This window comes from Xanthomonas sp. NCPPB 2250, from assembly GCF_056725265.1.
Genome location: NZ_CM161520.1, coordinates 5061574 through 5081644 on the forward strand (window position 1 = coordinate 5061574; position 20071 = coordinate 5081644).

18 protein-coding genes are annotated in these 20071 nt (G+C 68.6%); 4 read left to right on the forward strand and 14 right to left on the reverse strand.

Annotation, left to right across the window (positions count from 1 at the left end):
* Positions 1 to 29 precede the first annotated feature (29 nt).
* Positions 30 to 656 (reverse strand): 4'-phosphopantetheinyl transferase family protein, encoded by a 627-nt coding sequence (locus tag AC1PMG_RS20810; RefSeq protein WP_481110112.1) that lies wholly within the window; start codon positions 654 to 656, stop codon positions 30 to 32.
* Positions 657 to 797: 141 nt separating this feature from the next.
* Here AC1PMG_RS20810 and AC1PMG_RS20815 point away from each other — a divergent pair, with 141 nt between their 5' ends.
* Positions 798 to 1049, forward strand: coding sequence for a GlsB/YeaQ/YmgE family stress response membrane protein (locus tag AC1PMG_RS20815; protein WP_017908994.1), 252 nt, complete (start codon positions 798 to 800; stop codon positions 1047 to 1049).
* A 64-nt stretch (positions 1050 to 1113) separates the two neighbouring features.
* Here AC1PMG_RS20815 and AC1PMG_RS20820 read toward each other — a convergent pair whose 3' ends face one another.
* The 10 genes from AC1PMG_RS20820 to AC1PMG_RS20865 form a co-directional block, all read right to left on the reverse strand.
* The gene (locus AC1PMG_RS20820; RefSeq protein WP_017911661.1) at positions 1114 to 1545 is read right to left on the reverse strand and encodes a GFA family protein; all 432 of its coding nucleotides are present in this window, start codon (positions 1543 to 1545) and stop codon (positions 1114 to 1116) included.
* Positions 1542 to 2318 (reverse strand): exodeoxyribonuclease III, encoded by a 777-nt coding sequence (xth, locus tag AC1PMG_RS20825; RefSeq protein WP_481110113.1) that lies wholly within the window; start codon positions 2316 to 2318, stop codon positions 1542 to 1544. Before xth ends, AC1PMG_RS20820 begins: the two co-directional genes overlap by 4 nt.
* A gap of 78 nt (positions 2319 to 2396) precedes the next feature.
* A complete protein-coding gene (locus tag AC1PMG_RS20830; RefSeq protein ID WP_481110114.1) occupies positions 2397 to 3230 on the reverse strand; it encodes a hypothetical protein in 834 nt (277 codons plus the stop codon).
* 11 nt (positions 3231 to 3241) lie between these two features.
* Complete coding sequence (locus AC1PMG_RS20835; RefSeq protein WP_481110115.1) at positions 3242 to 4126, reverse strand: peptidylprolyl isomerase; 885 nt, start codon at positions 4124 to 4126, stop codon at positions 3242 to 3244.
* A gap of 93 nt (positions 4127 to 4219) precedes the next feature.
* Positions 4220 to 5323 (reverse strand): glycerophosphodiester phosphodiesterase family protein, encoded by a 1104-nt coding sequence (locus AC1PMG_RS20840; RefSeq protein ID WP_342073642.1) that lies wholly within the window; start codon positions 5321 to 5323, stop codon positions 4220 to 4222.
* A gap of 535 nt (positions 5324 to 5858) precedes the next feature.
* Positions 5859 to 7295 carry a coniferyl aldehyde dehydrogenase gene (locus tag AC1PMG_RS20845; RefSeq protein ID WP_481110116.1) on the reverse strand — a complete coding sequence of 479 codons (1437 nt, stop codon included), beginning with the start codon at positions 7293 to 7295 and terminating at the stop codon, positions 5859 to 5861.
* A gap of 288 nt (positions 7296 to 7583) precedes the next feature.
* On the reverse strand, positions 7584 to 8267 hold the full coding sequence (gene yjjG, locus AC1PMG_RS20850; protein ID WP_481110117.1) for a pyrimidine 5'-nucleotidase: 684 nt from the start codon (positions 8265 to 8267) through the stop codon (positions 7584 to 7586).
* Positions 8268 to 8389: 122 nt separating this feature from the next.
* Complete coding sequence (locus AC1PMG_RS20855) at positions 8390 to 10120, reverse strand: cation acetate symporter (RefSeq protein ID WP_481110118.1); 1731 nt, start codon at positions 10118 to 10120, stop codon at positions 8390 to 8392.
* A complete protein-coding gene (locus AC1PMG_RS20860) occupies positions 10117 to 10434 on the reverse strand; it encodes a DUF485 domain-containing protein (protein ID WP_481110119.1) in 318 nt (105 codons plus the stop codon). The genes AC1PMG_RS20855 and AC1PMG_RS20860 overlap by 4 nt, the downstream gene beginning before the upstream one ends.
* A gap of 33 nt (positions 10435 to 10467) precedes the next feature.
* Positions 10468 to 11880 carry a DcaP family trimeric outer membrane transporter gene (locus AC1PMG_RS20865; RefSeq protein WP_481110120.1) on the reverse strand — a complete coding sequence of 471 codons (1413 nt, stop codon included), beginning with the start codon at positions 11878 to 11880 and terminating at the stop codon, positions 10468 to 10470.
* 215 nt (positions 11881 to 12095) lie between these two features.
* Here AC1PMG_RS20865 and acs point away from each other — a divergent pair, with 215 nt between their 5' ends.
* The 3 genes from acs (at position 12096) to mntP (ending at position 16136) form a co-directional block, all read left to right on the forward strand.
* Complete coding sequence (gene acs, locus AC1PMG_RS20870; RefSeq protein ID WP_481110121.1) at positions 12096 to 14039, forward strand: acetate--CoA ligase; 1944 nt, start codon at positions 12096 to 12098, stop codon at positions 14037 to 14039.
* 130 nt (positions 14040 to 14169) lie between these two features.
* Positions 14170 to 14835: a response regulator transcription factor gene (locus AC1PMG_RS20875; RefSeq protein WP_010342764.1), complete on the forward strand. Its 666-nt coding sequence runs from the start codon at positions 14170 to 14172 to the stop codon at positions 14833 to 14835.
* A 725-nt stretch (positions 14836 to 15560) separates the two neighbouring features.
* Positions 15561 to 16136, forward strand: coding sequence for a manganese efflux pump MntP (gene mntP, locus AC1PMG_RS20880; RefSeq protein WP_017908356.1), 576 nt, complete (start codon positions 15561 to 15563; stop codon positions 16134 to 16136).
* 92 nt (positions 16137 to 16228) lie between these two features.
* On the opposite strand, the gene AC1PMG_RS20885 is transcribed toward mntP, so the two are convergent.
* From AC1PMG_RS20885 to AC1PMG_RS20895, 3 genes are all read right to left on the reverse strand, one after another.
* Positions 16229 to 16363, reverse strand: a complete 135-nt coding sequence (locus AC1PMG_RS20885; RefSeq protein WP_481110122.1) for a hypothetical protein — start codon at positions 16361 to 16363, stop codon at positions 16229 to 16231.
* Positions 16364 to 16466: 103 nt separating this feature from the next.
* On the reverse strand, positions 16467 to 16946 hold the full coding sequence (locus AC1PMG_RS20890; protein ID WP_150409502.1) for a hypothetical protein: 480 nt from the start codon (positions 16944 to 16946) through the stop codon (positions 16467 to 16469).
* Positions 16947 to 17090: 144 nt separating this feature from the next.
* Complete coding sequence (locus tag AC1PMG_RS20895) at positions 17091 to 19802, reverse strand: TonB-dependent receptor (RefSeq protein ID WP_481110123.1); 2712 nt, start codon at positions 19800 to 19802, stop codon at positions 17091 to 17093.
* Positions 19803 to 20071: the final 269 nt, after the last annotated feature.

A 20071-nucleotide genomic window follows, 5' to 3' on the forward strand; every position in this document is an offset into this window, starting at 1 on the left:
GGTGCCGCCGCTGCCCGAAGCGCGCTGCGCTAAGGCGAGGCCTCGACCGGCGCATCCGCGCACCACGCCAGCGCCGCCCGATAGCCGGGCGCGGCCTCCCATTCGTGCAGGTGCCAGGCCTCGGCCGTGCCCAGACCCGGGTCGCACCAGACCAGGCGCAGCGCGCCGCCGGCGTCCTCGGCAAAGCGCAGCCGGTGCAGGCCGAAGGCGATGCCGTGGCCATGCGCCTTGAGCAGCGCTTCCTTGGCGCACCACAGGCGGAAGAACAGCGCCTCGCGCGCCGGCGCCGCCAGCGCGGCCAGCAGCGCGACCTCGTCCGGATGGAAGAAGCGCTGCGCCAGTTCCAGCAGGCGCGGCCGTGGCCGCTGGCGCTCGATGTCGACCCCCAGCCGCACGTGCGCAGCCACCGCCACCAGCAGGTAGTCGCCGCTGTGGCTCCAACCGGTGTCCACGTGCGCCAGCGGTGCATGCAGGCCGGGCCGGCCGCGGGCGTCGCGGCGCAGCGGCAATTGCGCCGCCGGCACCGCCAGTTCGCCGGCCAGCAGGCGCCGCGCCTGCGCCTCGCCGGAGGTCCGCGGCGGATGCGGGCGCAGCCACAGCGCCACCGGGCCGAGGCGCCAGTCCGGCGGTTCGGCGCCGTCGGCCACGGGCGGCATCGGCGCGCTCACGCCGCGCCCACAAAGCGCAATGGCCGCTGCGCGGCAGGGCCGACGCTATACGGCCGCTTCACGGCGGCGCTCCTTAAATGACGCCCACCCCACCGCTCCTGGTGCGGGCCGAACCGAGGAGTCTGACGCATGGGCATCATCATCTGGTTGATCGTCGGCGGCATCGTGGGCTGGCTGGCCAGCATCATCATGCGCCGTGACGCACAGCAGGGCATCATTCTGAACATCGTGGTCGGCATCGTCGGCGCGCTGATCGCCGGCTGGCTGTTCGGCGGCGGCATCAACCAGGCGATCACCCTGTGGACGTTCCTGTACTCGTTGATCGGCGCCATCATCCTGCTGGCGATCGTCAACCTGTTCACCCGCGGCCGCGCGCGCTGACACAGCGCCCTCGCCGCTTGCGCAAACGCCCGGTTCGCCGGGCGTTTTGCGTTTGCGGCCCCGCTCACGGCGCAGCGCGGTCGGCCGGATGGCGCACGCCGTCCTCGACCGGCACCGCAATGGCCAGTGCATACGGGTCCACGCCCTCCAGGCAACCGACGTTGTAGCCGTACAGGCTGGGATCGGAGCGGCGCCGGTGATGCGTGTAGATCCCGCAGGTGCCGCAGAAGTAGTGCTGCGCGGTATGCGTGTGGAACTGGTACAGGCGCAGCGCCTGCTCGCCCTGGCGGACGTGCAGGGCCGCCAGCGGCACCGAGGCGACGATGGCGCCGCGGCGCCGGCACAGCGAGCAGTTGCAGCGGCGCGGGTCGACGATGCCCTGCGGCAGCTCCAGGTCGATCTGCACCGCACCGCAGTGGCAGCTGAGCCGGTGCAGCGGCGCGATGGCGGTATCGCCGACCTTGTCGATGCAGCGGCGCACGTGGCGCTCGCTCATGCCGCCGGCTCCAGCTCGACCCAGGCCGGCGCGTGATCGCTGGGGCGGTCCCAGCTGCGCGGTTCGCGGTCGATGCCGGCACCGCGGGTGCGCGCCTTCAGCGCCTCGGACACCAGGGTCAGGTCGATGCGCAGCCCCAGGTCGCGGCGGAAGCCGGCCTGGCGGTAATCCCACCAGCTGAAGATGCCGCCGTCGGCATGGTGCAGGCGGAAGCCGTCATGCAGGCCCAGATCGAGCAGCTTGTGCAGGGCGCCGCGCTCGGCGGTGGAAGTGAGGATGTGGTTGTCGCTCCACACCAGCGGGTCGTGCACGTCGCGCGCGTCCGGGGCGATGTTGAAGTCGCCCAGCACCACCAGCCGCGGATGCCGCTGCAGCTCGTCGGCCAGCCAGGCGTGCACCGCCTCCAGCCAGCGCAGCTTGTAGGCGTACTTGTCGGTGCCCACGTCCTGGCCGTTGACCACGTACAGATTGACGATGCGCAGGTCGCCGATGGTGGCGGCGATGGCGCGCTTCTGCTCGTCCTCCAGGCCCGGTACGCCGATCTGCACGTCGCCGATCGGCAGGCGCGACAGGATCGCCACGCCGTTGTAGGTCTTCTGCCCGGCGAACACGCTGCGGTAGCCGGCCTCGGCCAGCGCCGTGTCGGGAAACTTGTGGTCCTCCAGCTTGGTCTCCTGGATCCCGACCACGTCCGGCGCGAACGCGGCCAGCCACTGTTGCAGGTGCGGCAGGCGCACGTTGAGCGAGTTGACGTTCCAGCTGGCGATCTTCAAGGGAAATCCGGGACGGGGAAGCCGGCCGCTATTCTGACCGCAGCCGCCGCGGCGGCCAAACCGCGGGCACCAGGCCGTTCAGCGCCGCGCGCAGCACTGCGCGAACAGCGCCGGCGCCAGGCTCAGCGCCTGCTGGCGCTGCGCCTCGTTCAAGCCGTCGAGCAGCTCCTCGGCACCGAGCGCCTGTTCCGGCGGCGGAAACGGCCGCTCCGGCGCCTGCCGCGCGGCCAGTTGCCAGGCCGCGGCGTACGGCGGATCGGCCACTGCCAGCCACGGCGCGCGCAGCAGTTGCGCTAAGGCGTCGATCGACATGCGGTCGCCGTGCAGCGCGCGGTCTTCCAGTTGCGTCACCACGTCCTCGGCATCGCGCTCGTCGGCGGCCGACAGCGGAGCGCGTTGCCCTTCCGCGTCGACGCTGCCGGCGCGCGCGACCAACTGCGCCACGCGCTGTGCCAGCAACTGGCGTTGCGCATCGGCATCGCCGCGCGCGGCCGCACTGCGCAGCATCGCCTCGATCTGCGCGGCATCGAGTCCGGCAACGCCGCGACAGGCCGCGAGACGTTGCCGTTCGGCCGCCCGGCGTGCCGCGGCGGCTGCGGCGTCCTCGGCGTCTGCGCCCGGCAGCACCGCCGGGCGGGACGGCGGCGCTTGCGCGCGTTGCCGGCAATCCAGCGCCAACAGCGCGATGTCGGTCAGACGCCGCGCCTCGCTGGTGCCGGCCGCCAGCGCTGCGTCGGGCGGGGTGGTCGCGGAGATCGGCGGTGGCGACGTTGCCGCTGAGCGCGGTAGCGCCGCTGCCTGCACCTTGCTCGCGGCAACCGCGGGTGCGGCCGTCGGCGGCATCAGCTTCGCCGCGAGCGCGAACGCGACCAGCACCACCGCGCCACCGAACCAATGCAGCGGACGCCGCATCGCCACCATGCTCAGTGCGCCGCGGCCGTGTAGGCGTCGCGATCGAACGCCATCGGCTGCGCCTGGCGCAGGCGCTGCATGGCGTCGGCCGCGGCCTGCTCGCGCAATTGCAGGTCGATCTGCCCGCGCACCGCGTCGAAGCGCGCCGCGGTCTTCGCATCCAGGCGGATCAAGTGGTAGCCGTCAGGGCCGCGCACTGGCGCGGAGACCTGCTCCACCGCGAGCCGGCGGATCGGCGCGTCGAAGGCGTCGGCCAGGTAGCGGCCGAAGGTCGGCGACAGCTGTCCGCCCTCGCCGGCGGTGGCGGTGTCGTCGGACTCGCGCATCGCCAGCGTGGCGAAGTCGGCGCCGCCGTCGAGCTGGCGCTTGAGCACCTCGGCACGCTGCAAGGCCTGCGCCTCGGTCAGCGTATGCCCACTGCGCGGCCCGCCCTGCGGATGCAGGGCGACGAACAGATGGCGCAGGTGGTATTCGGTGTAGTCGTCCGGATGCGCGGCGAACTGCCGGCGCAGCATCGCCTCGTCGATGTGTGCGTCGGCGCTGAGCCGTGCCTGCGCGGCCTCGGCCAGGATCGCGTCGGCGGCGCGGCGCAGGCGCGCGGCCACCACCGGGTCGTCCTGCAGGTGCTGCTGCCGGGCCTGGTCGAGCAGGATGGCGCGGTCGGCGAAACGGCGCACCACCGAGTCATCGTCGATGCCGGCAGCACCACGCGTGGCATCGCCGGCCAGGGCGCGGTACTCGCTGGCGGTGAACTGCTGCGCGCCGACGCGCAGCACCACCGGGTCGGCGGTGGCGGGCTCGGCGGCCGGCGCCGCCAGGGCGGCGAACGCGGCCAGCGCGCAGGTGACCAGGGTGATGGACCTGGCCACGGCGGATGTGGCGAAAGACAGGGACATGCGCTTCTCCAGGAGAGGGCGGCACGCGACGCCGGAGCGCCACGGCCACAAAAGGCGGCCGACGCAGGGCCGGCCGCCAGGACATGCAAGGACTCAGTCGTGCTTGCCGCGTGCCTTCAGGTACGCGATCGCCGCCTTCGGGTCGTCGGTGGTGATCAGGCTGAACGCCTCCTGGTTGACGATGAAGTTGAGATCGCCACGGTTGTCGGCGGTGTCGCGGCCACCGGAGTAGGAGAAGTACAGGTCCGACAGCTGATAGCAGCACGCGCCGCTGTTCTGGTAGAACTTCCCGGCCAGCGGGCTGTCCGGAATCGCCTGGAACACGCCCACGCGCACGCCGCGCTCGCGCACGCGGTCGGCCTGGCCCTGCAGCAGGCCACCGAGCTGCTTGACGTTGATCTCCATCGCCTCCTTGGTATCGCTCCAGGCCGATATGGCGTTGTCGACATTGATCTTGGTCAGCATGTTGGTGGTGAACACCGGAATGCCGACCATGCTGGTGGTGTCGGCGCGGAACGCCGAGCGGCTCGGGTACAGGGTGGCATTGACCTTGGCGGCGACGAAGTTGGACGCACCCACCGAGAACGCGGCATCGGCCGCGCGCGACACCGCACGCACCGAGGCGGCGTCCTTGATGTCGAACACGATGGGCGTCTTCAGGCCATGCGCCTTGAAGTAGGAGAACAGCTCATCCACGCGCGGCACGTGGTAGCCGGTGGTGGTGCGGCGGTCGGGGGTCAGCAGGAACAGGCCGCTGACCACCGACCACGGGGTCACGGTGATCGACGGGTTGTAGCCCTGGTTGCTCATCGGGTCGTACTTGGTTTCGCCGGCACGGCTGGTCCACACGTTGGTGGTGCGACCGAGGTTCCAGTCGTGCAGCACCACCGGCACGCCGTCGCTGGTCATCTTGATGTCCAGCTCCACGCCGTCCATGCACTGGTCGTTGGCCAGCTGCAGCGCACCGCGCGAGTTTTCCGGCATGTCGGGGAAGTTGCCGTACTTGCCCCACAGACCGCGGTGGGCCAGCACGACGGTGTCGCCGCTGCTGTCGCCGAACAGGATGTTGCTCATCTTGGTACCGACGGTGTCGTTGCAGTTGGCCATGGCCAGTTGCGGCACGACGGCCAGGACCGCCAGGGCGGCGAGCGCGCGGCAGGCGCGCGCCAGGGGCGAGGGAACGAATGCGATCTTCATTGGGCTGCGTCCGGTTCTGAAGGAAAGGGGGAGACACGGGGGACGAGCGCCGGTCAGGTCGACGCATGGCGGCATCTCGTGTGTTGCGCTCCGCACGGACGTCTCGCGCAGGAGCCTGAGCCGCCGTGATCGGCGGCGGCGTCGGGCGAGAACCTAATAACTTACTGTGAATTATTTATTTCCGGGGTGCGACCCGGCGTTGGACTGTGGACTGCGCCGCGATTTGGGGCCGTGGGTGCGGTGCGGTGCGTCCCGGTGGCGGGATCGGTCGGACCACATCTGTGGGGGCGACCGACGCTTGCACAGCCCGTCCGGGTCTGGGCCCAGGCTTGGCTGCATCGGAGGGCTTCACCGGTCGCGGCTGAAGCACGCCTCTATTGATCGCTTCCTTGGCGAGACACGCATTTCCCTTGTAGGAGCGGCTTCAGCCGCGACGCGTTACCGGTAAAGCCTCGCGGCTGAAGCCGCTCCTACACGCGCGTGCCTCCTACCGCCACGCCATGCACGCGCGCCCTGGACGTCGGCTACGCCCCGCTCACCGCACCAGGAACGAAAGCATGCGCGCGATCCGCGCGTACGGCGGCTTCAGCAGGTCGCTGCCGGCGCGGCGCGACTGCCACAGGATCGGCAGCGCCTTGCTGAAGGCGTCGAAGCCGGCGCGGCCGTGGTAGGCGCCCATGCCGCTGGGGCCGATGCCGCCGAACGGCAGCGCGTTGGCGGCGAAATGCAGCAGGCTGTCGTTGACGGTGACGCCGCCGGCGATGGTGGCGTGCAGGATCGTCTCGATCCGCGCGCGGTCGTGGCTGAAGGGATACAGCGCCAGCGGCCGGTCGCGGCTGTTGATCTCGGCGATGGCCGCGTCCAGGGAGCGGTAGCTGCGCACCGGCAGGATCGGGCCGAAGATCTCCTCCTGCATGAGCAGCGCGTCGTCGCCCGGCTGCAGCACCAGCGTGGGCACGATCAGCCGCTCGCGCTCGGCGCGCTCGCGCGCCACGGTGGCCAGTTCGATGACCTCCAGCCCGCGCGCGCGGGCATCGTCCAGGTAGCCACGCAGGCGCCGGTACTGGCCCTCGTTGACGATGCGGGTGTAGTCCTCGGCGCTGGCGAAATCGCCGTAGCGCGCCAGCACCTGCGCACGCAGCGCCTGCACCAGCGCCGCCTCGCGACCGGCGTCGACCAGCACGTAGTCCGGGGCGATGCAGGTCTGCCCGGCGTTGAACCACTTGCCGGTGGCCAGGCGCGCGGCGGCCTGCTCCAGCGGGTAGTCGGCGCAGACGATGGCCGGCGACTTGCCGCCCAGTTCCAGGGTCAGCGGGGTCAGGTTGGGGGCGGCGGCGGCCATCACCTTGCGGCCGACCGCGGTGGAGCCGGTGAACACCAGGTGGTCCAGCGGCAGCGCGGCGAACGCCGACGCCACCTCGGCACCGCCCAGCGCCACCGCCACCCGCTGCGGCGGGAACACCTCGGCCAGCAGCGACTGCAGGAACTGCGCGCTGCGCGGGGTGTGCTCGGAGGGTTTCAGGTAGACGTGGTTGCCGGCAGCGATCGCGGTAGCCAGCGGGATCAGCGCCAGGTTGACCGGGTAGTTCCAGGGCGCGATCACCCCGACCACGCCGACCGGCACCGGCCGCACTTCCGCACGCGCCGGCCATAGCCGCCAGCCGGCGCCGACCCGCTGCGGACGCATCCAGCGCTTCAGATGGCGCAGCAGGTGATCGATCTCGCCGAGCACGGTCATGCCGTCGGCGATCAGCGATTCGTGGCGCGAGCGGTGGCCGAAGTCGGCGGCGATGGCATCGGCCATCTCCGGCAACCGCCGCTTCAGCGCCGCGCGCAGCCGCAGCAGGTCCTCGCGGCGCTGCGCCCGCTCCGGCTTGGCCGACTGCCAGGCCGCGCGCAGGCGCTGCAGGGTGACTGGCAGGGCGGCCAGCGGCGTGTCGGTGGAAGCGGCATCGGCAACGGAGGTCGGCATGAGCGCACTATACGACGGCGATTGCGTTGCCTGTCGGCAGCCCGGCGATCGGGCGTCAGGACGAAAGGAGGCCTCCCGGCAGCGGCTTTTGCCGCGCGTCAACCGAACGCCCGCATCTCCGTAGGAGCGGCTTCAGCCGCGACAACCGTTCCCGATGGAGCCACTCGCGGCTGAAGCCGCTCCTACCGTGTGCTTTGCTTCGGCCCGCGATGCTGGCGCGGTTCTCGTTGTGGGAGGGACTTCAGTCCCGACCCGATGGCGCCAGACACGCGAGAAGCTGCGCTTGAACTACGCCGGCTCTTCCAGCAACCACGCCTGCAACTGCGCCAGCGAGGCGACCTGGTGGTGCGGCACGACGCCCTCCGGGGCGGCGGCGCCGTGCGCATTGAACCAACAGGTGTGCAGGCCCGCGGCCAGGCCGCCGGCGATGTCCGCCTGCGGGTTGTCGCCGACCATCAGCACCTGCGCCGGCGGCGGATCGCCGAGTTGCGCCAGCGCGTGCGCGAAGATCCCCGGGTGCGGCTTGGCCACACCCACCACCTCGGAAATGGCGATGACCTCGAAGCGGTCGTGCAGCCCGGTACGCTGCAGGCGCGCGTTCTGCAGCGCGCCGAAGCCGTTGGTGACCAGGCCCAGGCGGGCGCGCCCGCGCAGCGCGTCGAGCAGCTCCACCGCACCGTCCAGCGGCGCACACAGCTCGGCCATCGCCGCCAGGAACGCCGTGTTCAAGGTTTCCGGCGCGGTCTGCAGGCGCTGCGCCCAGTCGGCGAAACGGCGCTGCTGCAATTGCAGCGCGGTGATCGCACCGTTCTGATACTGCACCCACAGCGGCCGGTTGCACGCCGTGTAGTCAGCGTACTCCGCTTCGCCGAACTGCACGCCATAGCCGGCGAACATGCGCTGCAGGCCGGCGAAGGCATCGAAGTGGAACAGGGTGTCGTCGGCGTCGAACAGGATCCAGCGGTAGCGCATGCGTTGGCACGACGAAGGCAGCGGGCGCTCATGGTAACGCCGCCTCACCGCATAGACGACGACGCCGGCCCGAAGGCCGGCGTCGCGTGCGGCGTTGGCCGCGTCCTGCTAGGCGCGCACGCTCAGTGACCGGACCCGCGCGAGGCACCCAACCCGGTTTCGGCGCGGATCTGCTGCGCCTTGAACGCGGCGCGTTCCTTGCCGGCCTGCGCGCTGCGGTCCAGCACCGAGAACAGCCAGATGCCGACGAAGCCGATGGTCACCGAGAACAGCGCGGGCGAGGTGTACGGGAACGGCGCCGAACCGGTCGGGTTGCCTAAAGTGTCCACCCACACCGACGGCGACAGCACCGTCAGCACCAGCGAGGAGATCAGGCCCAGGAAACCGCCGATCACCGCGCCGCGGGTGGTGCAGTCCTTCCACAGCAACGACAGGATCAGCACCGGGAAGTTGGCCGAGGCAGCGATGGCGAAGGCCAGCGACACCATGAAGGCCACGTTCTGCTTCTCGAACACGATGCCCAGCAGCACCGCGATCACGCCCAGCGCGATGGTGGTGACGCGCGACACCTTCAGCTCCGAGCCCGGGGCCGGATTGCCGTTCTTGATCACCGTGGCGTACAGGTCGTGGGACACCGCCGAGGCGCCGGACAGGGTCAGGCCGGCGACCACCGCCAGGATGGTGGCGAAGGCCACCGCGGAGATGAAGCCCATGAACACGTTGCCGCCCACCGCGTTGCCGACCAGCACCGCCGCCATGTTGGCCGCACCCTTGCCGCCGTGGATGGTGCCGGTGGCGACGTCGGCGAACTGCGGGTTGGTCAGCACCAGGGCGATGGCGCCGAAGCCGATGATGAAGATCAGGATGTAGAAGTAGCCGATCCAGGTGGTGGCCCACAGCACCGACTTGCGCGCCTGCTTGGCATCGGGGACGGTGAAGAAGCGCATCAGGATGTGCGGCAGGCCGGCGGTGCCGAACATCAGCGCCATGCCGAAGGAGATCGCCGAGATCGGATCCTTGACGAAGCCGCCCGGGCCCATGATCGACAGGCCGGCGCTGGCCGCCTCTTCCGGCGAGGCGCCGCCATTGGCCGCCACCGCGGTCTTCACCCGCACGCCCTCGGCGAACAGCGCCTCGAAGCTGAAGTTGAAGTGCCACATGATCGCCACGGCCATGAAGGTCACGCCGGTCAGCAGCAGCACCGCTTTGATGATCTGCACCCAGGTGGTGGCGGTCATGCCGCCGAACAGCACGTAGACCATCATCAGCACGCCGACCAGGCTCACCGCCACCCAGTAGTCCAGGCCGAACAGCAGCTTGATCAGCGCACCGGCGCCGACCATCTGCGCGATCAGGTAGAACAGCACCACCACCAGCGTGCCGGAGGCGGCGAAGCTGCGGATCGCGGTCGGCGCGAAGCGGTAGCCGGCCACGTCGGCGAAGGTGTACTTGCCGAGGTTGCGCAGGCGCTCGGCCATCAGGAAGGTCAGGATCGGCCAGCCGACCAGGAAGCCGATGGCGTAGATCAGGCCGTCGTAGCCGTTGGTCATCACCGCCGCGGTGATGCCCAGGAACGAGGCCGCCGACATGTAGTCGCCTGCGATCGCCAGGCCGTTCTGGAAGCCGGTGATGCCGCCGCCGGCGGTGTAGAAGTCCGACGCCGAGCGGGTCTTCTTCGCCGCCCACTTGGTGATCCACAGCGTGCCGGCGACGAAGAAGGCGAACATGCCGATCGCCACCCAGTTGGTCGGCTGCTTGTCGGTCTGGCCGACATCGCCGCCGGCGGCCAGGGCCACGCCGGCCGGCAGCAGCGCGGCCAGCAGCAGCAGAAGGAAGCGCAGGTGCTTGCTCATTGGCGGGCGTCCTCGAGGATGGCGGCGGTCAGCTGGTCGTACACGGTGTTGGCGCGACGCACGTAGATCGCGGTGATGGCGATGGTGAAGACCATCACCCCGATCGCGATCGGGATGCCGATGGTGGTGACGCCGCTGCCCATCGGCTGGGCGAGGAACGCCTTGTCGAAGGCGATCAGGCCGATGAAGCCGAAATAGGCCAGCAGCATCAGGACGGTCAGCGTCCAGCCCAGCGCGTTGCGCTGGCGCTTGAGCGCGTGGTACTTCGGATTGGCGTCGATCTTGGCGATCAGCGCGTCGTTGGAGAGGGTCATGTGGTGCCTCCGGGGTAGTGACCGCAGCGCGGATCAGAAGCTGTACTTGGTGGTGAACTGCAGGCGGGTGATGTCGCCCTTGGCGCCGCTTTCGATCTCGCGCTTGCCGTACATCAGCTCGGCGCCGATATCGACCTTGGGCAACGGCGAGTAGAAGACGTTGCCGCGGATGCTCTGCACACTCTTGGTCACGGCCAGGCCGGTGCGCGCGGTGTCGTTGTCGTAGTCGCTGCGCGCGTAGATCAGGTTGGTGCGCAGCTTGGGCGAGAACGCGTGGCGCCAGCCGACGTAGCCGGCGACTACCCCGACCGTGTCCAGGTCGCGGTCGGCGGCGTCGTACACCGCGTTCTGGGCGATGCCCAGGCCGATGTAGCGGCCGATGCCTTCGCCGCCGGTGAGCTGGTAGAACAGGCTGTCGCTGTCGCTGGCCACCCACTTGCCGCCCAGGGTCAGCCCGCCCGAGGCCTTGCTGGCATCGGCGCCGGTGGCGCGGTTGTCGACCTTCTGCTGGCCGACCACGCCGGCGACGCCGAAGCTGCCCCAGTCGCCCTTCCAGCCGTAGCGCACGGTCAGGTCCGGCAGCGCGCCGCGGTCGGAACTGGCGGTGCTGACCACGCCGGCCGCGCTGCGCGTGTACAGGGTGGTCTCCGGGTTCTCCAGGGCGATGCTGAAGCCGCCGTTGGTGTAGCGCAGCTGCGCCTGGCGCACGAACACCACGCCGTCGGTGGGGCCGATGAAGTCGGCCGCTTCCGGCAGCGCAGCCGGGTCCATGAAGTTGGACCAGGTCTGGCCGGCCAGCCAGTGGTTCCAGTACATGTAGGCGTGACGCAGGGTGGCGCCGTAGGTGTTGGTGGCGGTCTGAGTGCCCAGCGCATTGCCGAAGAAGTCCAGTTCCACCAGCGCGCCGGCCTTGTTGCCGCCTTCGGTCACGCTGTCCACGCCGAAGTTGATCCGCGAGAACTTGGCGTGGGCGTTGTAGTCGGTACCGGACTTGGCGCCGCCCACCGGGGTCTGCCCGGGCAGGTACAGCGCGCGGCCGGTGGCGTCGTCGGCGAGCTGGCCGTCACCGGTGCGGGTGGCCAGGAAATCGGCCTTGATGAAGCCGCCGACCTTGAAGGTGGTGCCAGGCGTGGCGCCCGGGGTGATGGTGGTGACCTGGATCGGCGCCTTGCCGGCCGGCGGCGCCGGGGGTGCAGGCGGCGGCGCGGCCTGGGTCGAGCGGACCGCGGCGACCTCGGTCTGGGTCTGCGCGATCTGCCCCTGCTGCTGTTGCTGCGCGGACAGCAGTTGCTGCACCTGCCGCTCCAGCTCGGCCACGCGGGTCTCCAGCGCCTGCTCGCGCGCCGAGGGTTTGCCTTGGGCGAAGGCCGCGCCAGGCGCGACCAGGGCCACCAACAGCGCGGCCGCCAACGGGCGACGCGCCAGGGATGCGATGCGGTTGCTCATTACTCCCTCCCGAATAATGGATGGCCGCACGCATGCGCACGGCCGTAGCCCAGCGTGCGCGACCGCACCGGCCGCGCCTATTGGCCATTAGTCGAACGTCGGCTGAGTTACGACCATCGTCTAAGGCCCGGCGCGTGTGCGCTTAACGCCGGATGCGGCACACTGCGCGTTGACGCGCCGCCGCATGCGGCGCCCCGTTCAATGCAGAGGGAACCATGGCCGATCTCTACCCCGTCGATCCGCAGTTCGCCGCCCGTGCGCGGGTCGACAAGACCCAGTACCAGACCCAATACACGCAATCGGTGGAACAGCCGGAGGCGTTCTGGGGCAAGGTGGCCGAGCGCCTGGACTGGTTCAAGAAGCCGACCCGGATCAAGGACGTCAGCTTCGCCCTGGACGACTTCCACATCCGCTGGTTCGACGACGGCGAACTCAACGCCAGCGTCAACTGCCTGGACCGGCAACTGGCCACCCGCGGCGACAAGACCGCGCTGCTGTTCGAGCCGGACAGCCCGGACGCGCCGTCCTACCGCGTCACCTATCGCGAGCTGTACGAGCGCGTGTGCCGGCTCGGCAACGCGCTGCGCGCGCTGGGCGTGCGCAAGGGCGACCGCGTCACCATCTATCTGCCGATGATCCCCGACGCGGCGGTGGCGATGCTGGCCTGCGCGCGCATCGGCGCGATCCACTCGGTGGTGTTCGGCGGCTTCGCGCCCAACTCGATCGCCGACCGCGTGATCGACTGCGGCAGCAAGCTGATCATCACCGCCGACGAAGGCCTGCGCGGCGGCAAGAAGATCCCGCTCAAGGCGAACGTGGACGCGGCGCTGAAGCTGCCCGGCACCACCAGCGTGGAGACCGTGCTGGTGGTACGCCACACCGGCGGCGCGGTGGACATGCAGGCCCCGCGCGACCGCTGGTTCCACGACGTGGTCGACACCCAGGCGGCCGAGTGCGAACCCGAGCGCATGAACGCCGAGGACCCGCTGTTCATCCTCTACACCTCCGGCTCCACCGGCAAGCCCAAGGGCGTGCTGCACACCACCGCCGGCTACCTGCTGTACGCGGCCTACACCCACGAAACCGTGTTCGACCTGCGCGAGGACGACATCTACTGGTGCACCGCCGACGTGGGCTGGGTCACCGGCCACAGCTACATCGTCTACGGGCCGCTGGCCAACGGCGCCACCGCGCTGATGTTCGAAGGCGTGCCCAACTACCCGAGCGTGTCGCGCTTCTGGGAAGTCATCGATAAGCACCAGGTGACGATCTTCTACACCGCCCCGACTGCGATCCGCGCGCTGATGCGCGAGGGCGAGGCGCCGGTGAAGAAGACCGCGCGCACGAGCCTGCGCCTGCTCGGCAGCGTCGGCGAGCCGATCAATCCGGAGGCCTGGCGCTGGTACTACGACGTGGTCGGCGACGGCCGCTGCCCGATCGTGGACACCTGGTGGCAGACCGAGACCGGCGGCATCCTGATCACCCCGCTGGCCGGCGCCATCGACCTCAAGCCCGGCTCGGCGACGCTGCCGTTCTTCGGCGTGCAGCCGGCGCTGGTCAGCGCCGACGGCGAGATCCTGGAAGGCGCCACCGAGGGCAACCTGGTGCTGCGCGATTCCTGGCCGGGGCAGATGCGCACCGTCTACGGCGACCACCAGCGCTTCATCGACACCTATTTCCGCACCTACCCGGGCAGCTATTTCACCGGCGATGGCTGCCGCCGCGATGCCGACGGCTACTACTGGATCACCGGCCGCGTCGACGACGTCATCAACGTCTCCGGCCACCGCATCGGCACCGCCGAAGTGGAGAGCGCACTGGTCTCCCACCCGAAGGTCGCCGAAGCGGCGGTGGTCGGCTTCCCGCACGACATCAAGGGCCAGGGCATCTACGCCTACGTGACCCTGGTCGCCGAAGAGCAGCCGAGCGAGGCCCTGCACAAGGAACTGGTGGCCTGGGTGCGCAAGGAGATCGGCCCGATCGCCGCCCCCGACCACCTGCAGTGGGCGCCTGGCCTGCCCAAGACCCGCTCGGGCAAGATCATGCGCCGCATCCTGCGCAAGATCGCCGAGAACGCCCCCGACCAGCTCGGCGACACCTCGACCCTGGCCGATCCGTCGGTGGTGGATTCGTTGGTGAACGAGCGGTTGACGCGCTGACGCGCGTCGGGATTCGGGAGTCGGGATTGGGGATTCGCCAAAGCGGCTTCCCTTCCCGCTCTCGTTTTCCGCACGACGCCGCGCCCTTGCTGTTGCGAATCCCGAATCCCCACTCCCGAATCCCCGCCCCATGCCCACCCTGCTGATCGCCGACGACCATCCTCTGTTCCGCGAGGCGCTGCGTGGGGCGGTGCAGCGGGTGATGCCGGGGGTGCAGTTGTACGAGGCCGACAGCGTCGAGGCGCTGTACGCGCTGGCCGATCGCCATGCCGATGCCGATCTGCTGCTGATGGATCTCAACATGCCCGGCGCGCAGGGCTTCAGCGCGCTGGTGCACATGCGCGCGCTGCATCCGCAGTTGCCGGTGGTGGTGGTGTCCGCGCGCGAGGAGCCGACGGTGATGCGGCGCGCGCTGGACCACGGCGCGTTCGGCTTCATTCCCAAGTCGGCCGACTCGGACACCATCGGCCTGGCGCTGGGCACGGTGCTGGACGGCGAACACTGGGCGCCGCCGGAAGCGCACAACGTACCGCCCACCGACCGCGCCGAACGCGAGGTCGGGCAGCGCCTGCGCGAACTGACGCCGCAGCAGTTCCGGGTGCTGCAGATGCTCGGTGCCGGCAGCCTCAACAAGCAGATCGCCTACGACCTGGGCGTGTCCGAAGCCACCATCAAGGCACACGTCACCGCGATCCTGCGCAAGCTCGGCGTCACCAACCGCACCCAGGCGGTGCTGCTGGCCGGCAAGCTGGCCATCGACAGCGACGCCATAGTGCTGCCGCCGGAAGAGGACTGAGCCGCGGCGGCGCCTGTCAAAGGCGCGAGCGGTACGGGTGCGGCGCTTGCGCGTCCGTTGCCCGAGCGCACACGGCGCGCTGGGTGCCCCGTTGTGGGAGGGACTTCAGGGCATCCCTAACAGCGACGAAGGCCATTTGCAGGAGCGGCTTCAGCCGCGACGGACGTTACCGGGAATGCCCGTCGCGGCTGAAGCCGCTCCTGCAATCGAGACAGGACATCATGCCGAGCCGCGGCAATAACGCGTTATCAGGGGTGTCCTTCAGTCCCGCCGCGCAGCGGCGATGCGTCGGTTGCTGCATGCGGGAACAAGGAGACGAGTCCGTGGCGCTGTCCTGAAGGAGCGCGCACATTCGCCCGCTCGCGCTCCACGGCTGAGCGCCACCGCAGGCAACGACATGGGCAGAGAGGCGAGCATCCTCCGCGTCTCCAGCGCATTTGCCGTATGCCGCAGAGCCATCGCCGATATAGCCGCAGCTATCAAGATAAGCTGCAGGTTCGCGTGCGTTCCAGGGATGTTCGCCGCAGTTGGCCGCTGTTAGACTGCGCGTCCCCTTGGGGAGTAGCCTGCTGTCCGACCTGCGCGGACAGCGCCCGTATCAACAGACTCGGCCGATGCGCCGTGGTACGGGCAGCCAGTTCGGTTGGCGAGACCAGCGGCGAGTGCGCAAGGCGAAGGCCGGGCGCGCGCGCTCGTCGTTGTCGCCTGTCCCGGTACGGTCCCCCATGTCGTTTCTCTCGATTCTCCTGCTCGGCATCGCCATGTCGACCGACGCCTTCGCCGCCGCCGTCGGCAAGGGCGCGGCGATGCAACGCCCGCGCTGGGCCGACGCGCTGCGTGCCGGCCTGATCTTCGGCTGCATCGAGGCACTGACCCCGGCGCTGGGCTGGGTACTCGGCCAGGCCGCGTCCAAGTACGTGGTCGCCTTCGACCACTGGATCGCCTTCGGCCTGCTCGGCGCACTGGGCGTGCACATGATCGTCGCCGGCCTCAAGCCGGAGTCCGACACGCCCGAGGAGGCCGCGCCCAAGCGCCACGGCTTCTGGAACCTGGCCGCCACCGGCTTCGCCACCAGCATCGACGCGATGGCGGTCGGCGTCGGCCTGGCCTTCCTCGACGTGAACATCGTTGAGGTCGCGGCGATCATCGGCCTGTGCACGCTGACCATGGTCACCCTGGGCATCATGCTCGGCCGCGCGCTGGGCGCGCTCGCCGGCAAGCGCGCGGAGATCGTCGGCGGCGCCCTGCTGATCGCGATCGGCAGCACCATCCTGTTCGAGCATCTGCATGGTGCAGGTTGAGCGACCTGGCGCTGGTGCGGCCGGGATCGGCGATTCGGGAGTGGGGACGTGCAGCGACGTGCGCGCCCATCCCACACTGACGGCGTCTTGGGTCAGGCCGGCTTGGCGGTGAATTCGAGATAGGTGGACAGGATGTACTTGTCGCCGCTGCGCGGCGGCAGCCCGGCGTGCAGGAACATCCTGTAAGGCGGGAAGATCAGCAGGCGCTCCGGCGTAATGCCAGGCATCGACCGTGAGAATGCGTCATTGGCGAGGCCACGCCGCCGCCATTGCAATGGCATTGCGCCGCGCCACCCATGGAATTGGGTGACGCGGCGCAATCAACTTTCATCAGTTCTGTGGGAAGAATCCGTAAATCGTCGTTACGCCACCAGAATCCGCGAAGCTTTCGACGAAGCTGGCAACATCGCCTTTCATTGACGCTTCCGCCTGCGCCCTCGCAGGAACGGCTCTGACATCCGAATCCCGCTCGACACCCCCATCGATCAAGTCATTGAAAGAGGTGACCGGAAGATTCTTGATCGTGTAGTAGTGGTCGACAAGAAGATAGCCACCAGGTGTCTGCGTGTACTTCTCGATCTGGACTTGATTGCCGACCTTGACAGGTCCCCAACCGTTACTACTTGCTGCGGATGCGTAGGCACTAAGCGCGATCTTCACGTAGCCCAGCACGGCGTCCGTATTTTTCGCCACAGCGCAGTCGGCGCATTGGATGAAGATTTCATCGACCCTGTCGGTGACGACGGTTGCGCTTGCGCCGAACGATGCGGCGGACAGAACTACTCCCAACAGACCATATGCAAATTTCATGAGCTAAATCCTTGCCGTTGAAATTAAAGAAAGTACCGAGGAATTCCCCACAAGCAAAAAAGCAGACAACAGAACACCACACCTGGAATCGGCGCCCCATGAAGGGGCGCCAACGCCATTTCCCTTACAACAAACCCTTACGCATTAGAACTTGTACGTAGCACGCATCCAGTAGTAGCGGCCGAGCGTGTCGTAGGTGCTCACGTCGGTGTTCGCGTTCAAAACGTTGTTCTGGTACATCATCGGCGGCTGCTTGTTGGTCAGGTTGTCCACGCCCAGATCCAGGCGCAGGTTGGCCCCGGCCATGTCGTAGCCCACCTGCAGGTTGTGGTACATGTAGCTGCCGTAGTCCAATACCACGCCCTTGAACTGGGCGTCGGCGGACATGTTCTGGCTCAGGTCGCCGCTGCCGACCTGCATCTTGCCGATCCAGCGGGTGGTCCAGCTCGCATCCCAGTTGCCCAGCTTCCAGCCGACCAGGGCGTGCGCACGCCAGTGCGCGTAGTTGCCGTAGGACGAGTTGTAGCGTCCGGCCATGTGCACCACCGTATCCCCGGTGTCGATGTCGTAGCGGTGCAGGTAGGTGCTGTCAACGGCCACGGTGAACTTGCCGTAGTCGGTGTCGGGCAGCGCGTAGCTCGCGCCCAGGTCGATGCCCTGGGTGTTGAGCTTGCCGATGTTGACCACAGGCGTCTGGATGTGGTCGATGTTGCCGGCGCTGACGGTACCGGCAGCGTAACGGTGGATGTAGCTGCAGTACGGGCTGTTGTCATCGTTGTAGCAGAGGTCGGCCACGGTCTGCGCGGAGATCGGCTGGATCAGGTCGTTGAGCTTGACCTTCCACCAGTCGAGATTGACCGACAGGCCCGGCACGTACTCGGGGCTGTAGACCAGACCGTAGTCGAACGAGGTGCCCTTCTCCGGCTTGAGCTGGTAGCCGACATACGTGGCGCCCGACTTGATCGCGTTGGTCTGCGACAGGCCTGTGCCGCTAAAGCCGGCCGGCACGCCTGCGCATGCGTTGGCATGGCCACTGCCGCTATAGCCGACGCACGGGTCGATGAAGTTCGGCGCGTCGGCGGTCGGGCCCTGATAGATGTCGGTGATGGTCGGCGCACGGAACACCTGCGCCGCCGTGCCGCGCACCATCAAGTCGTGAATCGGCCGCCACTCAACCTGGAACGAAGCGCTGTTGTTGCCCGAACGCACACTGCTGTAGTCGGAGTAGCGGTCGCTCAGGGTCAGGTTGAGCGCGCCGATCGGCGAGGACTGCTCCAGCACCGGCATGAACAGCTGCGCGTAGGCCTCCTTGACGTTGAAGCTGCCGCTCAGCGGCGAGGAACAGGCTTCGGAAGAGACCGCGCAGGTGTTGTCGCTATTGATCAGCGCATTCGCCGACACCGTGGAGTTCAGGCTCTCCTTGCGGTACAGCGCGCCCACCGCCAGCTGCGCGGCACCGGCCGGCATCTCCCACAGGCTGCCGTTGGCGCTGGCTTCCCACTGCCGCATGATAGTGGTGGTCTCCAGGCGCGGGATCGATTCGTTGGTCTGCAACCATGCGACCGTGGCCGGGCTGCCCTGGTCCAGGATGTTGACCTGCCCACTGTTGATCGCGTTCTGCAGCGCGGCATAATCGACGTAACCGTGGCTCCAATTGCGCTGACGGTAGTGGCCATAGTTGAAGTTGGCATCCCACACCCAGCTGCTGTCGCCGATGCCGCCCTTCAGGCCGATCACGTCCTGATCGGTGGCCGTGTCGTAGAAGCCTTCGCGCTGGCCGAGCGAGGTGAAGCGCGTCTGATACTCGTAACCGTTGGGGCCGAACTCCACGCCGAACGGGTTGTACGGATTGTTGGCGGCGACGGTGATGCCGTCGTTCTGCGCGTCGAGCGGCAGCGGCGCGATCGCGAAGTTCGACATGGTGTGGTTGTGGTAGGCGTTGACGTACGCCTGCATCGAGTCGGTGATGTTGAAGCTGCCGAGCACGAAGCCACCGACACGCTGTTGCGGCGTCAGCAGCAGGTTCTGCGCCTCGTAGTTGTACGAATCGGCCGAGGAGCTGTAGCACTTGTAGCCGCCGTTGCCGTTGCCGGTCAGCGCGCCGTCGGGCTTGCAGCCGTTGGCCGCCAGGGTCGCCGCCGGCAGCTTGTAGTAACCGGTCGGGGTCCGTGCGGAACCGCCCTTGTAGACGCTGCCGCTGGACAGGTACATCGCGTACTTGGAGAACGCGCGGTTGGCGGTGGAGACGTCCTTCTGCTTGTTGTAGTCCAGGCCGACCACGACGTTGCCGCGGTCCCAGGTCTTGCCGAAGGTGAAGCTGCCGCCCTGGCGCGCGCCGTCGCCGCGGCTGGTCTGGCCGTAGTTGGCGGAGACTTCGCCGCCTTCGAAGTTCTTGCGCAGGATGAAGTTGACCACGCCGCCGATCGCGTCGGAGCCGTACATCGCCGAGGCGCCGACCTTCAGCACTTCGACGTGGTCGATCATGTTGGCCGGGATCGAGTTGACGTCGTTGTTCTGGATGCGGTGGCCGTCGATCAGGATCAGCGTGCGCTCGTCGCCGAGGCCGCGCAGCGAGATGGTCGAGGCGCCGTCGCCGCCGCCGTTGTTGACCTGCGGGTTGGTCGCGGCGCCGGCGATGCCGGGCAGCGCCTGCAGCAGGTCACCCAGGGTCTGCTTGCCGCTCTGCTGGATCTGCTGGCGATCGACCACGGCGACCGGGCTGGCGGTCTCCACATCCACGCGGCGCACCAGCGAACCGGTGACGGTGAGCTTGTCCAGGGTCACCGGCGCGTCGCCGGACGCGGACGCCGCCGGCGTGGCGCTCTGCGCATAGAGCGTGGCGGGAAGCGTCGCCATGGCCAGGCAAACGGCGTGAGCGAGTCTGTTCTTTGCTACGGACATCGGGAAGACCTCATGTGATGTGCGACAAGCGCCGGCTGCACGCAGGCGCGAACCGTCCCGGGCGCGGAAACGCGCGGCGGGTGAAATGGATGCCTCGGGCCAGCGGTCCATTACAGGACCGTCAGGCACTTGTTAGTTTTTTATAAGAAGGGTGTTGTTTCGGTGTGCCAACGTGCGCCAGCCCCTGACAAAAACACCGCTTCAAGCGCGGTACAGCGCACGCT